Annotated in this window: 17 protein-coding genes; 11 read left to right on the top strand and 6 right to left on the bottom strand. The window is 63.5% G+C overall.

All coding sequences use genetic code 11. The annotated features are described in order from the left end of the window. Positions 1-40: 40 nt before the first annotated feature. From NKH04_RS22445 to NKH04_RS22435, 3 genes are all read right to left on the bottom strand, one after another. The gene (locus tag NKH04_RS22445) at positions 41-1,165 is read right to left on the bottom strand and encodes a sugar ABC transporter substrate-binding protein (protein ID WP_352473506.1); all 1,125 of its coding nucleotides are present in this window, start codon (positions 1,163-1,165) and stop codon (positions 41-43) included. A gap of 295 nt (positions 1,166-1,460) precedes the next feature. Further along, positions 1,461-2,489 carry an HTH-type transcriptional regulator GntR gene (gene gntR, locus NKH04_RS22440; RefSeq protein WP_352683578.1) on the bottom strand — a complete coding sequence of 343 codons (1,029 nt, stop codon included), beginning with the start codon at positions 2,487-2,489 and terminating at the stop codon, positions 1,461-1,463. Between the two features lie 173 nt (positions 2,490-2,662). Further along, positions 2,663-3,895, bottom strand: a complete 1,233-nt coding sequence (locus tag NKH04_RS22435; RefSeq protein WP_352997162.1) for an MFS transporter — start codon at positions 3,893-3,895, stop codon at positions 2,663-2,665. A 174-nt stretch (positions 3,896-4,069) separates the two neighbouring features. Here NKH04_RS22435 and NKH04_RS22430 point away from each other — a divergent pair, with 174 nt between their 5' ends. From NKH04_RS22430 to NKH04_RS22405, 6 genes are all read left to right on the top strand, one after another. Beyond that, a complete protein-coding gene (locus tag NKH04_RS22430; RefSeq protein WP_023675825.1) occupies positions 4,070-4,357 on the top strand; it encodes a DUF3175 domain-containing protein in 288 nt (95 codons plus the stop codon). A gap of 119 nt (positions 4,358-4,476) precedes the next feature. Beyond that, complete coding sequence (iolE, locus tag NKH04_RS22425; protein ID WP_353044988.1) at positions 4,477-5,388, top strand: myo-inosose-2 dehydratase; 912 nt, start codon at positions 4,477-4,479, stop codon at positions 5,386-5,388. A 30-nt stretch (positions 5,389-5,418) separates the two neighbouring features. Further along, positions 5,419-5,544 carry a hypothetical protein gene (locus tag NKH04_RS22420; protein WP_353044987.1) on the top strand — a complete coding sequence of 42 codons (126 nt, stop codon included), beginning with the start codon at positions 5,419-5,421 and terminating at the stop codon, positions 5,542-5,544. A gap of 44 nt (positions 5,545-5,588) precedes the next feature. Further along, the gene (locus NKH04_RS22415) at positions 5,589-5,795 is read left to right on the top strand and encodes a LacI family DNA-binding transcriptional regulator (protein WP_353044986.1); all 207 of its coding nucleotides are present in this window, start codon (positions 5,589-5,591) and stop codon (positions 5,793-5,795) included. Positions 5,796-5,799: 4 nt separating this feature from the next. Further along, positions 5,800-7,266, top strand: coding sequence for a rhizopine catabolism transcriptional regulator MocR (gene mocR, locus NKH04_RS22410; protein WP_352980725.1), 1,467 nt, complete (start codon positions 5,800-5,802; stop codon positions 7,264-7,266). A 193-nt stretch (positions 7,267-7,459) separates the two neighbouring features. Next, positions 7,460-7,825: a GFA family protein gene (locus NKH04_RS22405; RefSeq protein ID WP_352850449.1), complete on the top strand. Its 366-nt coding sequence runs from the start codon at positions 7,460-7,462 to the stop codon at positions 7,823-7,825. 31 nt (positions 7,826-7,856) lie between these two features. Here the strand turns inward: NKH04_RS22405 and NKH04_RS22400 are convergent, their stop codons facing one another. Together NKH04_RS22400 and NKH04_RS22395 are read right to left on the bottom strand one after the other, a co-directional pair. Then, positions 7,857-8,300, bottom strand: coding sequence for an SRPBCC family protein (locus NKH04_RS22400; RefSeq protein ID WP_352542451.1), 444 nt, complete (start codon positions 8,298-8,300; stop codon positions 7,857-7,859). Positions 8,301-8,469: 169 nt separating this feature from the next. Then, the gene (locus tag NKH04_RS22395; RefSeq protein ID WP_353044985.1) at positions 8,470-9,714 is read right to left on the bottom strand and encodes a DegT/DnrJ/EryC1/StrS family aminotransferase; all 1,245 of its coding nucleotides are present in this window, start codon (positions 9,712-9,714) and stop codon (positions 8,470-8,472) included. Between the two features lie 362 nt (positions 9,715-10,076). On the opposite strand from NKH04_RS22395, the gene NKH04_RS22390 reads away from it, so the two are divergent. From NKH04_RS22390 to NKH04_RS22370, 5 genes are all read left to right on the top strand, one after another. After that, the gene (locus NKH04_RS22390) at positions 10,077-11,051 is read left to right on the top strand and encodes a polysaccharide deacetylase family protein (protein WP_353044984.1); all 975 of its coding nucleotides are present in this window, start codon (positions 10,077-10,079) and stop codon (positions 11,049-11,051) included. Between the two features lie 67 nt (positions 11,052-11,118). Continuing rightward, positions 11,119-12,087, top strand: a complete 969-nt coding sequence (locus NKH04_RS22385) for a rhizopine catabolism ABC transporter substrate-binding protein (RefSeq protein WP_352684769.1) — start codon at positions 11,119-11,121, stop codon at positions 12,085-12,087. A gap of 148 nt (positions 12,088-12,235) precedes the next feature. Continuing rightward, the gene (locus NKH04_RS22380; protein WP_352456268.1) at positions 12,236-13,351 is read left to right on the top strand and encodes an ABC transporter permease; all 1,116 of its coding nucleotides are present in this window, start codon (positions 12,236-12,238) and stop codon (positions 13,349-13,351) included. Positions 13,352-13,383: 32 nt separating this feature from the next. Beyond that, positions 13,384-14,196: an ATP-binding cassette domain-containing protein gene (locus NKH04_RS22375; protein ID WP_023675815.1), complete on the top strand. Its 813-nt coding sequence runs from the start codon at positions 13,384-13,386 to the stop codon at positions 14,194-14,196. A gap of 32 nt (positions 14,197-14,228) precedes the next feature. Further along, on the top strand, positions 14,229-15,323 hold the full coding sequence (locus NKH04_RS22370; protein WP_353044983.1) for a Gfo/Idh/MocA family protein: 1,095 nt from the start codon (positions 14,229-14,231) through the stop codon (positions 15,321-15,323). Between the two features lie 12 nt (positions 15,324-15,335). Here the strand turns inward: NKH04_RS22370 and NKH04_RS22365 are convergent, their stop codons facing one another. Then, positions 15,336-16,205, bottom strand: coding sequence for a polysaccharide deacetylase family protein (locus NKH04_RS22365; protein ID WP_353044982.1), 870 nt, complete (start codon positions 16,203-16,205; stop codon positions 15,336-15,338). Between the last annotated feature and the right edge of the window lie 22 nt (positions 16,206-16,227).

Below are 16,227 nucleotides of genomic sequence, written 5' to 3'. Positions count from 1 at the left end.
CGACGCCGCGGGATCTCCCGCGGCGTCGGGCTGTCGGAGTTTACTGGTTTTCCTTGCTCTGGCCCATGATTTCCTGCGCCGTGAAATTGATGCCGCAGGTCGGGAAGGAATTGCCGACGAAGAAATTGTCGGATTGGTCGGGGAAGTAGTCCTGGCCTGCCTTGAAGTTCGGATCCTCGACGATCGCCAGCGGCAGCTTGACCGCTTGCGGCACGACCTGGCCTTCAAGTGCTGCAATCGCCGTCTTGATGGCAACCGCGACCTGCGCCGGGCCGGTGCCGGCCGACGAGCATTTCAGCCCGTCAGCGGCGAACTTGGCGCAGAATTTGCGGAAGCCGTTCTCCGTCTCGCCACCGAACGGCACGAACGGATGCTTGGCATCGATCATCGCCTGCACGATGCCGGTATCGCCGCCCTGTCCGGTAATGCCGTCGAAGGGGCCGTTGGTGGCAATGGCATCGGCCGTAGCCTTTTGCGCAACGCCGTCATCCCACTTGCCGACGACCTCGGTGACATCCCATTTCTTGCCGGAAGCGTCGAGAACCTCGTGGATGCCGTTATGGCGGTCGGTATCGACGGATGTGCCGGCGACGCCGCGCACTTCCAGCACCTTGCCGCCGTTCGGCACGTGCTTGACCAGCCAGTTGCCCCACAATTCGCCAAGGCCTTTCTGGTCGACATTGACGTTGATGGCATCCTTGGTGTCGAGGATGTTGTCGAAGGCGACCAGCACCACGCCGGCTTCCTTGGCCCGTTTGATGACAGGACCGAATGCGGTCGGGTTCTGGGCGTTGACGACAATCGCGTCATAGCCGGAATCGATGAAATTGTTGATCGCCGAAATCTGCGCCGGCACGTCTTCGCCGGTCGAGACCACCTTGAATTCCTTGAGCTTGGCCGCGACGTCCGGCTGCGCTGCATAGGCCTTTGCCGTCTGCACCATCTGGATGCGCCATGTGTTGGCGATATAGCCGTTGGCCAGAGCGATGCGGTACGGGCCGTCTTTCTTGGGGAACTTGAAGAACTGCGTATCGGCCGACCAGGGCGCGAAGCAGTCAGGCTCGGCCGATGGCCCCTTGACGATTTCAGGATCGGCGATCGCCGACGAGCTCAGCATGACGAAAGCAGTGGCGGCAACGATACCGCCAACGAGTGACTTGATCATCGATATTCCTCCCAGTTGCAGTTTTGTTTGTTGTTACGCCGATGAATTTGCGCTTTTCCGGCCCGGCACCTCCCGCCGTACCCGTCGCGCGTTCAGGTGGCCGAATGCCGACCCGATCCCCTCCTTTGCTGCCCGGCTAGTCCCGCAAAAACTATCATATTATACATAATAAACAAGCATGAGCTGTCGCTTATGTATAATAAACAGCCCCCATCTTCTGAGCGAAGTACCGCCCGGCGATAACTGGTAGCGCTACCATGACGTAGTGTAAAGCGCCATTGCGTTGAAGCGCGCTTCAGCGTGCCGTGCTTTCACGCCGCTTGAGTTCGAAGCCGAGGTCGACGACCCGCTGCTCCGGCCTGTTGCCTTCGATCGCCGCAAGCGCCATGGCGACCGCCCGCCGGCCGATCTCGTAGCGATACGTCCGAACGCTGGTGACCGACGGAAACGCCACCTCCATCATGTCAAGATCGTTGAAGCCGACGATGCCGATCGTCTTCGGTACGGCGATCGAAGCGCGGTGGCATTCGAACAGCACCCCGAGTGCTATATCGTCATTGTTGCAGAACACGCCGTCGAGGCTCGGCACCTTGGCCAGCGCGTCGCGGAACAATTCGCGGCCGAGGGTGACGCTGGAGGGCACCGGCGTGGTCGTGGTAAGCCGCGCATCGAACAGGCCGGCCGCCTCCATCGCCGCGCGATAGCCGGCCAAGCGCCGCTGCGAACGCGGATCCATGCGCGCGCCGATGAAGCCTATCCGGCGATAGCCTGCCTCGATCAGATGTTCCGCAGCCGCCTTGCCGCCCTCGAAATGCGAGAAACCAACCATCATGTCGACCGGATCGGGCCCGGTCTCCATCACCTGCACCACCGGACAGCCCGCCGTTTCCAGCAGTTTTCGCGAGGCCGGCGTCTGGTCGATGCCGGCCACGATCAGCGCCGCCGGGCGTTGCGGGCCAAACACCTGCAGCAGCCGCTCTTCCTCGAGGCCGGAATAGTGGGTGTTGCCGAGCTGAATCCGGAAAGGGCCGTCCGACAGGCTGTCGTAGATGCCGCGCACCACTTCGGCAAAGACGTTGTTGGTAAGCGACGGCACCAGAACGCCAAAGACCTCGGCGCGCGCCGAAGCCAGCGCCCGCGCATTCGGGTCGGGCACATAGCCGAGCTCGTTCACGGCCGACTCGATCTGGCGGCGCAGATCTTCCGAGACACGCCCCGGCTCACGCAGGGCGCGCGATACGGTAATGGCGCCGACGCCGGCCTTGCGGGCGACGTCGGCGATGGTCGGGCGGCCGCCGCCGCGGCGTGAGCGCGGCTTGATCACCGTACTCGTCCGGACGCCGGGCAACCGCCCACACGCGACCGTGAAACGATGTTCAGCGTTTTTGAAACTGCTGCCATGCCAAACTGGCCCGTTGCCACACCTTGTCTGGCGTCGCGCAGCCTTCGGCTGTTGTCAAGCGACGGCCGGAGAGACTGTATCCGTACCGCTGTGCTTCAGGCCGCCACAGCAGCGCTGCGCCGGGCCTTCCACAGCAGCAGCACCATGGCCAAAATATTCAGCAGGTTCCAGGCAATGCCGTTGAGGAACGCGGCGGCATAGGAGCCGGTCAGATCGTAGATCCAGCCCGACATCCAGCCGCCGATCGCCATGCCGAAGATGGTCGCCATCATGACGATGCCGACGCGCTGGCCAGCTTCCTTGGCTGGCATATATTCGCGCACGATGATCGCATAACAGGGCACGATGCCGCCTTGCGACAGGCCGAAAACCAGCGAGACGACATAAAGCGAGGCAAGCCCGTCGAACGGGATATAGAACAACAGCGACAGGCATTGCAGCACCGAGCCGATCAGCAGGGTTTTCACGCCGCCGATGCGATCGGCAAGGAAGCCCGAGCCTAGCCGGCTGACGACGCCCGCCGCCAGCATGATCGACAGCATATCGGCGCCATGTGCCACGCCGTAGCCGAGATCCATGCAATAGGCGACGATATGGACTTGCGGCATCGACATCGCCACGCAGCAGCCGAGCCCGGCGACGATGAGCAGCGCCTGCAAGGCCGCCGGCGACAGGGAGATCGGCTGGACCACGCGGCTGCCCGGCGATCCCGGAGCCGCCTGGGGCGGTGCGCCGCGCCGGAGCAGCAGGATCAAGGGCACCATGGTGACCAGGCAGACGGCGCCGATCGCGGCATAGGTGAAGCGCCAGCCTTGCGCCTGCATGACATAGGGCATCGCCGTCGGCCAGATCGCTCCGGCGAGATAGTTGCCGGATGCGGCAGCAGTCACCGCGACGCCGCGGCGCCGGTTGAACCAGTGCGAGATGTCGGCGATCAGCGGCCCGAAGATCGCCGACGAGCCAACGCCGATCAACAGGCCCTGGACGAGGGTGAACTGCAGGATCGAACTGGTCAGCGACGCCAGCAGGAAGCCGGCGCCAAGTGTAATCGCGGCAATCAGCGCCGGGATCCAATACCCCATGCGGTCGATGGCGCGGCCGAACAGCACATTGCCGGCGGCAAAGCCGACCATGGTCGCGGTGTAGGGCATCGAGGCAGCGGCGCGATCGACGCCGAATTCTGCCTGCACGGCAGGCAGCACCACGACCACCGCCCACATGCCGACCCCGCCGATCGTTGCCAGCAGCATCGAGATGCCCAGCCGTATCCAGGCATAGGCACTGTCGATGCCGGAACTTCCTGCCTGGCTTGAGACGATTGGGATCAAGAGCGTTTCCTGTCCGCAGTTCTTGAATCGGCGGTTCTGACCACTATCGGCGCATTCGCATCGCCGAGCAGCGCCACGACAGGCAAATCCGTGGCTCCAGGGATTCGGGCCGAAGTGGAACAGGGGTGCGCCATAAGGCGTTTTCCGGCAACGACCTAGTGGAAGGAGTTTGCCATGACCGCGCAACGGAAATGGTCCGCCGACGTCACCGAGCACAGCGACGCGCTGGACCTCGAGGAACACATCTTCGAATCCCACGATCCCAAGAAGATCGCCGCCTCTTTGAAGCGATCGGCCGAGCACAGCGACCGACGCAAGGCAGGGCCGTTTCAATCCGCCATGTCGATGCTGAATTTCTACATCAACCGCGCCGGCAAGAACCTGCCGGCGGCGCAGAAGAAAGTGCTGGAGGACGCCAAAGACGAGCTGCGCGCCCTTTTTGGCCGCCCAAAGGAAGATTAGGGTCGGTCTCCATTAATTGGTTCTGCCAAATTCGGCTGAACTGGACCTAGTGACAGGGCCTCTTTGTCGCCAGTCTGCAGGCTCGGCTTGTATTCCCAAGCCCGCAAAAGCCTGGCGTCATGACGGTCAAGATCGGCATCAATCCCATCACCTGGAGCAATGACGACGTTCCGGCGCTTGGCGGGGATACGTCCTTGGAGACCTGCCTGTCGGAAACGGCGCTGGCCGGCTACCGCGGCACCGAACTCGGCGGCAAATTTCCGCGCCAGGCTGAAGTGCTTGGGCCGCTCCTGTCTTCCTATGGCCTGGAACTCGTCTCCGGCTGGTATGATGGCCGCATTCTCGACCGCACGGTCGACGAGGAATTCGCGGCGATCACCCCACATCTTCAGCTGTTGCGCGACCTTGGCGCCAGGATCGTCGTCTACGCCGACACCTCGCGCGGTCGCCATGACGGCATTTTCGCACCGATCTCCGAGCGTCCGCGCCTCGCCGACAGGGACTGGCCGTCCTATGGCGAGAAACTGACCGCCCTCGCCGACCGCATGGCCGCATTCGGGGTCGGCATGGCCTTCCACCACCACATGGGCACCATCGTCGAGACGGACGATGAAGTCGACAGGCTGATGGCGGCGACGGGCCGAAGCGTCGGCCTTTTGTTCGATACCGGCCACTGCCTGTTTTCGGGCGGCGACCCGCAATCGCTGCTGCAACGGCATCTCGACCGTATCGTGCATTTCCATTGCAAGGATGTTCGCAGGGCGATGCTGAAACGGGCACGCCGCGAGGACATGAGCTTCATGGCGGCGGTAATGGACGGCATTTTTACCGTGCCCGGCGACGGCTCGGTCGATTTCCTGTCATTGCTGAAACCCCTCGCCGCGCGCGGCTATGAAGGCTGGCTCGTTGTCGAAGCCGAGCAGGATCCGGCCAAGGCGCATCCGCTGACCTATGCCAGCAAAGGCCATTTCTCGCTGCTCGCCACCGCCCGCGAGGCCGGCTTCGAAGTGGCGACGCGGCAGGTAAACTGACCGGCCCGCATTGCGAGCCGGAGGAACATAATGGGCGCGCGCCTCGATGGGGTTAGCGACGCGAAAGCGCCCGGCGATCCGCGCCGCCTTGCTCCCAACGCGGTGCGGATCGCAGAAACCCGGCTCTGGATTTCAAGCCCCGACTTTCAAGCTTGAGGCCGGCCGGAAGCCGTGCCTTGATGCAACCGAGGAGGAGCGACATGGCTTTCGAAGCTGCGCTTGGCATAGAACGGCTTTGCACCATCCGCGAGATTGCCGAGAAGGCGGAACTTGGCACCGCCACCGTGCATCGCGCGCTGAAGAACAGCCGCGAGATCCGTCCCGAAACCAGGCGGCTGGTGCTCGACACCGTCTGCCGGCTCAACGAGGGAAAGATCGCCCGCGCCGCCCGGTTCGTCGGGGGATAGTGCCTTGCCCGACCACATGCGCCTTTCCCTCGACATCATGTCGGTCGACCGCGCTTCGGAAGAACCGATGCATCGTCAGATCTACGGCGCCTTGCGACGCTTCATTCTTGACGGCCAGATCCCGCAGAACACGCTGCTGCCGTCGACGCGCTCGCTGGCCGAAGATCTGAAGGTCGGGCGCAACACCGTCATCGCCGCCTATGACCAGCTCCTTGCCGAAGGTTTTATCGAGGCGCGTGCCGGATCGGGCACCTGGGTGGCGCCGATCCAGCAGAACCGCCCGATGGCTTCCCTGCGCGCCGGACTGGCGGCGCCGCAAAAGCTGTCGCGGCGTGGCCAGACCATCGTCAACGGCCCGCAACCGCCACGCAATGCCGGTGTCATCAATTTCCATCCCGGCGTGCCTGAAACGGCATCGTTTCCGTTCACCATCTGGTCAAGCCTTCTGGTGCGCAATGCACGCAGCCGCGACGATAGTCTGCTTGGTTATCTCTCCTTTGCCGGTCACCCCGGCCTGCGCCAGGCCATTGCCTCGACCATCGGCCTGTCGCGCGGCATCAGTTGCACCGCCGACCAGGTGATCATCGTCACCGGTGCGCAGGCAGCGCTCGATCTGGTCTCGCGCGTGCTGATGGACGAAGGCGACCATGTCTGGATGGAAGAGCCCGGCTATCTCGGCGCCAAAAGCGCCTTTCTCGCCAGCGGCGCCAAGCTGGCACCGTTGAAGGTCGACCGGCGCGGCTGGCATCTTGCCGATCCGGAGCTGCCGCCGCCGCGGCTGATCTATGTGACGCCATCCTGCCAATGGCCGTTCGGCACAATCATGCGTATCGAGGAGCGATTGCAGTTGCTCGACATCGCGGAACGCAACGGCGCCTGGATCGTCGAGGATGACTATGATGGCGAATACCGGTTCCGCGGCCGGCCGGTGCCGGCCCTGCGCGGGCTCGATCATGCCGACCGCGTCGTCTATATCGGCAGCTTCGGCAAGACGCTTATCCCGGCGCTGCGCATCGGTTATCTGATCGTGCCGCGCGAATTGTCGGTTCCGTTCGACCGGGCGGTGAGCATCACCGGCCAGTTCGCGCCGCTGATCCTGCAGGCAACGGTCAACGACTTCATCATGCAGGGCTATTTCGCCACGCACCTCAAGCGCATGCGCCGGCTCTACGCGCGCCGGCAGGCGAACTTCGTCAAGCTGTGCCAGGAGCATCTGGCCGAATGGCTGACCGTGACGGAAAACGATTCCGGCATGCAGCTGCTGGCGAGCTTCGTCAGGCCCTATAAGGACAGCGACGTGGTCGCCGCCGCCCTCAAGGAGGGGCTCGACGTTCAGGGCATCTCCATCAACTACCACTCTACTGAACCCGAGCACGGCCTGCTGCTCGGCTACGCTGCAATGGACGAACGTCAGATCCTGCGCGCCGTGCTGGCGCTGCGCGCCGCATTCCTAAGATTGGATAGAAGCTAGAGCCGGCTCTCCATCTCGTTCACCGCGGGGTTGAATCGGTCGTCCGCAGTGATTAGGAATATGGGACGTCGGTCCTTGTTTTTCGGCGTTCGCGCAAAGCGCGCTTCCCAAGGCCGAACCTCCCCGAAAACCAGAAGCATGCCCACCGCCGGTATGGGCTGGCGGCGCATTCATCTGAACCATGAGGATTGCCATGAGAACCGCATCCTGTGCCTGCGGGCAACTGAGGATCTCCTGTAACGGAGAGCCACAGCTGGTCGCACAGTGCCACTGCCTCGACTGCCAGAAACGGACCGGCAGCACATACGGCGTCGCCTCCTTCTTTGCGCGCGACAAGGTAGAAGCCAGAGGCGACGCCAGGACCTACAGGCGGTCAGCTCGGAGCGGCCACCACGTCACTTTCCATTTCTGCCCGGGCTGCGGCTCGAGCGTCTTCTGGGAGCCCGAGCGAAAGCCTGAATGGATCGCCGTCGCGGTCGGCTGCTTCGCCGATCCCGCCTTTCCGGCCCCGGCGCATGTTGGGTGGGAAGAACGGCGTCATCCCTGGGTTTCCGGTTAGCGACGCCAACCCGCCAGCGCAGCGCTTTACCTTACTGGTTGATCTCGGGTTCAACGAGCTTCGCCAGATTTCGCAGCGACTCCTGCCAGCCGAGATAGCAGGCCTCAACCGGGATGGCGTCTGGGATACCTGCCTGCGTGATATTCACTTCGGTGCCGACCGACACTTTCTTCAATGTCACGGTCACCTCGATCTCGCCGGCCAGGTTGGGGTCGTCGAACCGGTCGGTGTAACGCAGTCGCTCATTGGGCACGAGCTCGACATATTCGCCGCCGAACGAGTGGCTGTCGCCGGTGGTGAAGTTGCGGAAGGACATTTTGAACGCACCGCCGACTTTCGCCTCGAAGTGATGAACCGTGCAGGTGAAGCCGTTCGGCGGAAGCCATTTCGCAAGTGCATCCGCTTCAAGGAACGCGCGGTAGACTTTCTCCGGGCTGGTTGTCAGAACGCGGTGCAGCCGTACGGTGCCGGGCATATCGTTAATCCTCCGTGTTGGTGATCGATGCCCCCTAGGACGAGCGGAGCCCGGCCTATCCGACACGGGCCCGCGGATTTTTTGGCGGCCGGTTATGCCGGCCGGAATCCTCGGCCGGCCACCGGACAAGGAACTCGACCGCAGGGTAGCAAACCGCGCCGGATCTGGTCTAGTTCACACTGTCGAACTTCTGCAGATCAACCGGTGCCGCCTTGCGCAATTCGATATCATCGAGCGAAGCATTCTCCAGCGCCACCCGCGCCGCCGCGTCGATGTTGTGGATAATGTCCTGAATGTCGGTATCGCTGTGCGCCGGGTTCATGGCGACCATCACGGTGCGGTTGAGGATGTCGAGCGAGCGCTTGCCGAGGTCGTCGGGATAATCCAGCCGCAGGCCCTGGTTCTCGGGCAGTGCGTAAGGATTGAGCGCCGGGTGATGCGCCCCTTCATGCATCAGCACCTGGTCCCACTGGGTGAAATTGTGACGGCCGGTCTTGCCGGCAACGACGCTCGGAATGGTCTTCGAAAAAGTCTGCGCCGCCTGCTCGCTCGGCAGCAGGTACATCACCTGTGCGGCACAATCGTCGTCCGCGCTGTTCATCGGCGACGGCGTCAGCCCAAGATTGCTAAGGTGGTGGGTACCGGCCAGCACCGTCTTCTTCTCGGCTCGCATCGCCTCGATGATGCCGTCCAGCCGGTCGAGTTGGACGTTGAGCATCGCCCCCATCAGTTCGGAAGCACGCGCGCCGATGCCGGCGAAGGGTTTGATGCTGTCGCTTCTGCCCTGCCAGTAGAAATGGCAAGGGTCGATTGCGCAGCGCGCCCGTTCCGCCACTTTCGGGTCGCTGGTGGCGATACCGCCGCCCTCGCCCGAGGTCATGTTCTTGAAGTAGTTGAAGGAATAGGCGCCGGCATGGCCGATCGAGCCGAGCTTGCGGCCCTCATAGCCGCCGCCGATGCCTTGGCAGACATCCTCCAGCACCAGCAAGCCGCGCTTGGCAGCAATGTCCATGATCGCATTCATGTTGCAGGCCGCGCCCCACATATGCACCGGGATGACCGCCCTGGTGCGCGGCCCGATGGCATCGCGCAGGGCGATGGGATCGATGGTCAGGCTCTCGTCGATGTCGACGATGACGGGAATGGCCCCGACCGACAGCACCGCAGTCGCGGTCGCCATATAGGTGTGCGCGGGCACCAGCACTTCGTCCCCCGGGCCGATGCCGAGGCCGATCAGGCCGGCGGCGAGCCCATAGGTGCCGCTGGCGGCCAGCGCGAAATGCTCGACGCCAAGATGCTGCGCATAGCGGGCCTCGAAACGGTCGCATTCGCTGTCCCTGCCGTAACGAAACAGCGCGCCCGAGCGGATCACCCTGGCAATGGCTTCGATTTCCTCTTCGCCGGCGATGTACATGACAGGCCTCCAGTCACTTGATAGTGTGGGTCACTTGATAATGTGGTCGCTTGATGGTGTGGACAGCTGTAGGCTTGTCGGCACGGTTTGAAAGAACCACTCCGCCGCTATTCGACCAAGCCATCTGCGCCGGGAAGACGGTTCCTGTGACTGGTTTTGAACCGTGATTGGGGGAATCGGCAGCTAAGTGTCTCAGCCGGCAGGCAAATTGTACCCATCCGAATTCGCCAAAGTGGCCCTGTCGGAAAGGCAGGTTTCGGCGTTCCATTCCGGCCAGTTGGGCAAACGGTTGGTTCCATGAAATACGGGACACACTTTGGAAGACCCTCGAAACCGGCGTGCCGGCGGAAAGGCGGCCGTTCGTGAACGCCGCCGGCTCCAGCAAACGGATCGTACTCCACGAGGACGATGTCGGCATGTGCCATGGCGCCAACAGCGCCTTCCTCGAATTGAGCGGGCTGGGTGTCTGCAGTTCCGGCGCGGTGATGGTGCCGTGCCCGTGGTTCCTCGAAATGGCCGAAAGCGCCGCCGCCAACCCTGCCCTCGACCTTGGCGTCCACCTGACGCTGAACAGCGAGAAGCAGCACTACAAATGGCGGCCGTTGACCGCGCCGTCGCGGGCGGCCGGCCTGACCGACGAGTTCGGCTTCTTCTGGCCGGATGTGGCGACCACGCGCCGCAAGGCGGTGCCGCAGGCGGTCGAGGCCGAGCTTCGCGCCCAGATCGACACCGCCTATCGCGGCGGCATCGACGTCACCCACCTCGACGCGCATATGGGAGCGGCATTGTCGCCGGAATTCTGCAACATCTACATCAAGCTCGGGCTCGAATATCAGCTGCCGGTGCTGCTGACCAAGACGCTGTCCGCCTATTCCCCCAACGACAATCTGGTCGGCGTCACCGAGGAGGCGTTCCAGCGCGGCGTGGCGCTGGCCCGTGCCGGCGGCTTTGCCATTTTCGACGCCGCCATCCAGACGACCTGGGGCCGGCCGCGCTCCAGGCCGATCGAGCCGGCTTACAAAGCGCTCATCGACGGTGTGCGCGACGGCCTGACCTTCTTTTGCCTGCATTGCAACGCGCCCGGTGAACTCGAGCTGATCGAGCCGCGCTCCGCCTATATCCGCACCGAAGAGTACGAGCTGTTCCGCGACCAGGGCTTTCGCGACTGGCTCGCCGCACAGCCGATCGACGTCATCGGCATGAAGCCGTTGCGCGAGGAGCTTCGCGCAGCGCTCTCGGCCGGGCGATCATCAACAACAGCCCGCGGCAACACCGCGGACGAACAGCGATCGCCGTCGGCAAAGGCCCGCAAAGCGGCCACCCGATCCGCAACGTGAGCCGATCGTCGCGGCCGGAAAACGGCGCCAGAGGGATTGGAACTGCAACGACAAATGGGAGAATAAGATGAAAACTCTTCTGAAAGTGGCATTGGGCGCCTTCGTTTCGGCGGGCCTGGTGACGGGTATCGCGCATGCCGCGGGCCTGAAGGATCCGAAGGACGTCCGCATCACCTTCGTAGTGCATGGGTCGGCGTCCGATCCCTATTGGTCGGTGGTCAAGCGCGGCGTCGATGACGCGGCCGCCCTTACCGGTGCCAAGGTCGAATATTACGCGCCGCAGGTCTTCGACGTGGTCGAGCAGGCCCGGCTTCTCGACGCCGCCATCGCCACCAAGCCGGACGGTATCGCCGTCTCCATCGCCGACGCCAATGCGCTCGGCAAATCGGTCAAATCCGGGCTTGCCGCCAATATTCCCATGGTGGTTCTGGATTCCGGCGAAAAGGAAGGCGCCGAGCTCGGCACGACGCTCTATGTCGGCACCGTTTCCGAATATGATTCCGGCAAGAAGGCCGGCGAGCGGCTGGCCAAGGAAGGCACGCTCAAGGTCGTCTGCATCAACCACGAGGTCGGCAATGTCAGCCTCGACCAGCGCTGCCAGGGCCTCAATGACGGGCTGAAGCCCTCCGGCGGCGGCACCGAGGTTCTGGCCGTGGCGCCCGATCCCGCAGACATCCAGCGCCGCACGGAAGCCTATCTGTCGGCGCATCCCGACACGCAGGCCGTCTTTGCGCTCGGCGCCACCGCCGCCAACCCGCTGATCCCGATGTTCCGCGACAAGGAACTGTTCGGCAAGCTCAAGCTCTACACATTCGACATCAGCCCGGAGGTCCTCGACTCTGTCGTCGCCGGCGAAATGGGCTTCGGCATGGATGCCCAGCAATATCTGATGGGCTATCTGCCGGTGATCTATCTGGTCGAGCAAGCGACGCACGGCTTTTGGCCGCAGAACAACGCCTATACCGGACCGCTGTTCATCGATTCGCCGGAAAAAGCCAAGGCGATCCTGGCGCTCGCCAAAGAGGGCATCCGCTAAGCAAGCGCTCCGACGGAACGGGAGAATGCGCCAAGCGCACTCCCGATCCGTTCGAAGATTGCGAATTGAGCGATTGGAGAGCCTAATGGCGGTCGTGGAAGACAAGGCTATATCTCCGGGCGAACTGAAGGCGACCGACCGCTTCGGCATGACGTCGAAGCGGGCCGCCGGCGCCGACGAGCGGCTGGCCAGCACCGGCAAGCTGACCCAGTGGCTGCGCCGGCCGGAAGCCGGTGCCGCCGGTGGGCTGCTTGCGACGATCATCATCTTTGCGCTGCTGCCGGGCGCGGCAAACCTCTATTCGCTGCAGGGATCGATGACCTTCCTGACGCTGTCGGCGGAGCTCGGCATCGTCGCCACCGCGGCAGCACTCCTCATCATCGCCGGCGAGTTCGATCTTTCGGTCGGCTCCATGGTCGGCTTTGCCGGTGTCGTCATCGGGCTGACGGTGAAGTACTGGGGCCTGCCGCTATGGGGCGGCATCGCCTGCGCCTTCGCCGTTGCCATCCTCACCGGCTATCTCAACGGCCTGATCGTGGTGAAGACGCGCCTGCCCTCCTTCATCGTCACGCTCGCCACCCTCTATATCCTGCGCGGACTGTCGATCGGCATCACCCGCGCCGTCACCGGCCGCACGCAGATCCCCTACATCCTCGAAGGCGCGCCGGACCCGGCGACGGCCGGCATTTTCAACGGCCATCTGCTCACCGGCCTATTCCACTGGATGGGCGCGCAAGGCTGGATCGCCACCCGCAGCGACGGCATACCGTTCGTCGCCGGCATTCCGATGTCGATCGTCTGGTGGCTCGGCCTGACGGCGCTGGCCGGCTACGTGCTCACCCAGACGAAATACGGCAACTGGATCTTCGCCACCGGCGGCGACCTGATAGCAGCCCGCAACGTCGGCGTGCCGGTCGATCGCGTCAAGATCAGCCTGTTCGTCTACACCGCCTGCGCGGCGACGCTGCTTGCCACCATCCAGGTGATGGAGGCGGGCTCCGCCGACACCACGCGCGGCCTGCTCAAGGAATTCGAGGCGATCATCGCCGCCGTCATCGGCGGCGTGCTGCTCACCGGCGGCTACGGCACCGTCTATGGCGTGCTGTTCGGCGCGCTGATCTTCGGGCTGGTGCAGATGGGCATCTTCTACACCGGCATCGACACCGACTGGTTCAAGGTCTTCCTCGGCATCGTCATCCTGATGGCCGTGCTGGTCAACAACTACATCAGGCTGAAGGCGCTCGGCCGCGGAGGTGGCAAATGACCGAGCCGGCCCAAATGACCGAACCGGCCCAAATGACCGAACCGGCAATGGAACTGCGCGGCGTCAGCGTTAATTTCGGCTCGGTGCGCGCCCTCCAGGACATCGACATCAAGGTCTATCCGGGCGAGGTCCACTGCCTGCTCGGCGACAACGGCGCCGGCAAGTCGACGCTGATCAAGGTCCTGTCCGGCGTCTATCGGCCGAGCAAGGGCGAAATCCTGGTCGACGGCAAGCCGGTCACCTTCCGCAGCCCGCGCGACGCGCAGGAGCTCGGCGTGGCAACGGTGTTCCAGGACCTCGGCATGATCTCGCTAATGTCGATCACCCGCAACTTCTTCCTCGGCCGCGAGCCGACCAAAAGCAGCCTGCCCTTCTCGCGCATCGACAAGGAGCGCGCCAACACCATCGCCAGGCAGGCGATGGCCGATATCGGCATTGACGTGCGCGATCCGACGCAGGCCGTCGGCACGCTGTCGGGCGGCGAGCGCCAGTCGGTGGCGATCGCCCGCGCCGTGCATTTTGGTGCGCGCGTGCTGATCCTCGACGAGCCGACTTCCGCACTCGGCGTCCACCAGGCGGCGATGGTGCTGAAATTCATCATCGAAGCACGCATGCGGGGTTTGGCCGTCATCTTCATCAGCCACAACATCCACCACGCCTATCCGGTCGGCGACACCTTCACCCTGCTCAACCGCGGCCGCAATCGCGGCACCTATGCCAAATCGGAAATCTCGCGCGACGAGGTCATCTCGATCATGTCGGGCGGCGAGGATCTGAAAGCGGTCGAGGCGGAGATTGCCGGCCTGCTCGCCCAGATCGGCAACCGGCCGCCTGCGGCGCCTTGAGCTGACAATCGGACATTGCGGGGAATGATCCAATGAGCAGGATACGCGTCGGGGTCGTCGGCGCCGGCATGATCTCGCAGGTCGAGCACATCCCCAATCTGCTGCGCCTCGGTGAATTGTTCGGGCTGGTCGGCGTCGCCGATCCCTCGAGGATTTCGCGGCAGTTCGTCACCGACACCCATGGCATTGCCAATTTCGAAACAATCGACCAGCTCTTCGACCAACACCTCGACGCGGTGGTGATCGGCTCGCCGGACCCGCTGCATCACGAACAAGTGCTGGCGGCGCTGGCGCGCGGCCTGCACGTCTTTTGCGAAAAACCACTCTGCTATCCGCTGGCGGAAATCGCCGGGATCATCGCCGCGCGCGATGCCGCCAGGAAAATCGTTCAGGTCGGCTATATGAAGCGCTTTGATCCGAATTACCGGCTGGCGCTCGCTTCGCTGCCTGGAACATCGAGCACGCTGCGCGCGGTCTCGGTGGAGGTAAACGATCCCGACGCCTGGCCGTTCATTGCCCATCAGCCCTACAGGCGCGGTACCGATATCCCACAAGACATGGTCGCCACTGTCGCCGCAAAGCAGAAGCGCCAGGTCGAAGAGGCCGTCGGCGTGCATCTGACCGATCTCGCTTTCCGTGGATTTACCGGCGCTTACAGCTCGGCCTTGATTCACGATGTCAACGCCGTCCATGGTCTGCTCGATGCGCTCGGCGTGCCGGACGGCGAGGTCGTCGGCGCGCAGATCTTTGCCAATGGCGACGGCGGCCACGGCGCCGTCAAGTTGCTGGACGGGCAGGCGCTGTGGACCATGACGCATCTCACCGTGCCCAAGCTCGCCGACTACAAGGAGCGGATCACGCTGTTCTTCGACGATGCCAGCCTCGAGCTCGAATTCCCCTCGCCCTGGCTCAACCATCATCCGACCCGGCTGACGGTGACGACCTCGGACGGTCACACGCTGTCGAAGAAAGATTTGCGGGCCGGTTACGCCGAAGCCTTCGTCGAGGAGATGCGTGGCTTCTGGGCGGCGATCGTCAATGGCGATGCCGTCGTCAACCCGCCCGAACACGCCGCCCGCGACCAGGCGCTGCTGATCGGGCTGACCCGGCGGCATCTGGCCTCATAAGATCGTCGGCTTTCAGATCTTGGCGGCGCGCAGTTCATCACGCATGCCGCGCATGCCGATCACTTCGATGTCGAACTCGCTGATCCACGCCTTGACGCGCGCCGTCTTGAACAACGCGTATTCCTCGGTCCGCAGATGGGCATCCGGAGGATTGATCGCCTCGAAATCGCCTACCGTGTTGAAATGCAGCGACAGGAAATTCAACCCCTCCGGGATTCTGGCAAACATCGCGTGGTAGGCCGTCTGCGCATCCGTCTTGCGCGCCCAGGGCGTTTCCAGAACGATGTCGAACACCGGTTCGCCTGCCGCTTGCGCCTTTACGATTTCGGCATCGTAGCGGGCAATGTCCAGCTCACCGGCATAGCTCGCCGGGTTGTAGCCCGACAGGTCCTTCACCAGCAGCGCCGGCAGCCGGTATTCCCGGCCGAGCTTGCGATAGATGGCGATGAATTCCGGCATCTGCGCCGTGCCCATGTGAGCGTCGAGATGGGTGATGTCGATGCCGGCAGCGATGGCGCATTCGATCTGCGCACGCAGTTCCGCTTCCACCGCATCGGGATGGGCTTTGCGCGCCTGCGGTACGGTCGGCCAGAAATAGCCGAACTCGTCAGTCATCGCAGCCGATTTGGGCGGGTTGGTCAGCGGACGCCAGCGATACGGCTTCTGCTCGCTGGTCAGCGTCAAGTGCACGCCGAGGTCGAAATCGGGGTTGGCGACGGCGATCTGAGCGGCTTCCGGGAACCACGGGCATGGCGCCATCACCGAACCGGAACTGCATGTGCCGAACTTCGACAGTTCGAAAAACGCGACATTTGCGCCATGGCTCATGCCGACGTCGTCCTCGTGGATGACGACACGCTTCCTTGCGGTCTTTACGGTCATTTCCTGCTCCTGAACTGCTGCA

Origin of the sequence: Mesorhizobium sp. M1365 (assembly GCF_040317865.1) — a bacterium.
In the GTDB taxonomy this organism is placed as follows: domain Bacteria; phylum Pseudomonadota; class Alphaproteobacteria; order Rhizobiales; family Rhizobiaceae; genus Mesorhizobium.
The sequence above is the reverse complement of the archived record's forward strand: the minus strand, read 5'-3'. Positions and strand labels throughout refer to the sequence as shown.

What these genes read in the sequence shown, in the direction of transcription:
- NKH04_RS22395 (WP_353044985.1), bottom strand. Translation starts at nt 9,714, where the DNA reads ATGTACATCGCCGGCGAAGAGGAAATCGAAGCCATTGCCAGGGTGATC.
- iolE (WP_353044988.1), top strand. Translation starts at nt 4,477, where the DNA reads ATGACGGTCAAGATCGGCATCAATCCCATCACCTGGAGCAATGACGAC.
- NKH04_RS22445 (WP_352473506.1), bottom strand. Translation starts at nt 1,165, where the DNA reads ATGATCAAGTCACTCGTTGGCGGTATCGTTGCCGCCACTGCTTTCGTC.
- NKH04_RS22415 (WP_353044986.1), top strand. Translation starts at nt 5,589, where the DNA reads ATGGCTTTCGAAGCTGCGCTTGGCATAGAACGGCTTTGCACCATCCGC.
- NKH04_RS22430 (WP_023675825.1), top strand. Translation starts at nt 4,070, where the DNA reads ATGACCGCGCAACGGAAATGGTCCGCCGACGTCACCGAGCACAGCGAC.
- NKH04_RS22385 (WP_352684769.1), top strand. Translation starts at nt 11,119, where the DNA reads ATGAAAACTCTTCTGAAAGTGGCATTGGGCGCCTTCGTTTCGGCGGGC.
- NKH04_RS22370 (WP_353044983.1), top strand. Translation starts at nt 14,229, where the DNA reads ATGAGCAGGATACGCGTCGGGGTCGTCGGCGCCGGCATGATCTCGCAG.
- NKH04_RS22405 (WP_352850449.1), top strand. Translation starts at nt 7,460, where the DNA reads ATGAGAACCGCATCCTGTGCCTGCGGGCAACTGAGGATCTCCTGTAAC.
- NKH04_RS22375 (WP_023675815.1), top strand. Translation starts at nt 13,384, where the DNA reads ATGACCGAACCGGCAATGGAACTGCGCGGCGTCAGCGTTAATTTCGGC.
- NKH04_RS22420 (WP_353044987.1), top strand. Translation starts at nt 5,419, where the DNA reads ATGGGCGCGCGCCTCGATGGGGTTAGCGACGCGAAAGCGCCCGGCGAT.
- NKH04_RS22380 (WP_352456268.1), top strand. Translation starts at nt 12,236, where the DNA reads ATGACGTCGAAGCGGGCCGCCGGCGCCGACGAGCGGCTGGCCAGCACC.
- NKH04_RS22400 (WP_352542451.1), bottom strand. Translation starts at nt 8,300, where the DNA reads ATGCCCGGCACCGTACGGCTGCACCGCGTTCTGACAACCAGCCCGGAG.
- NKH04_RS22365 (WP_353044982.1), bottom strand. Translation starts at nt 16,205, where the DNA reads ATGACCGTAAAGACCGCAAGGAAGCGTGTCGTCATCCACGAGGACGAC.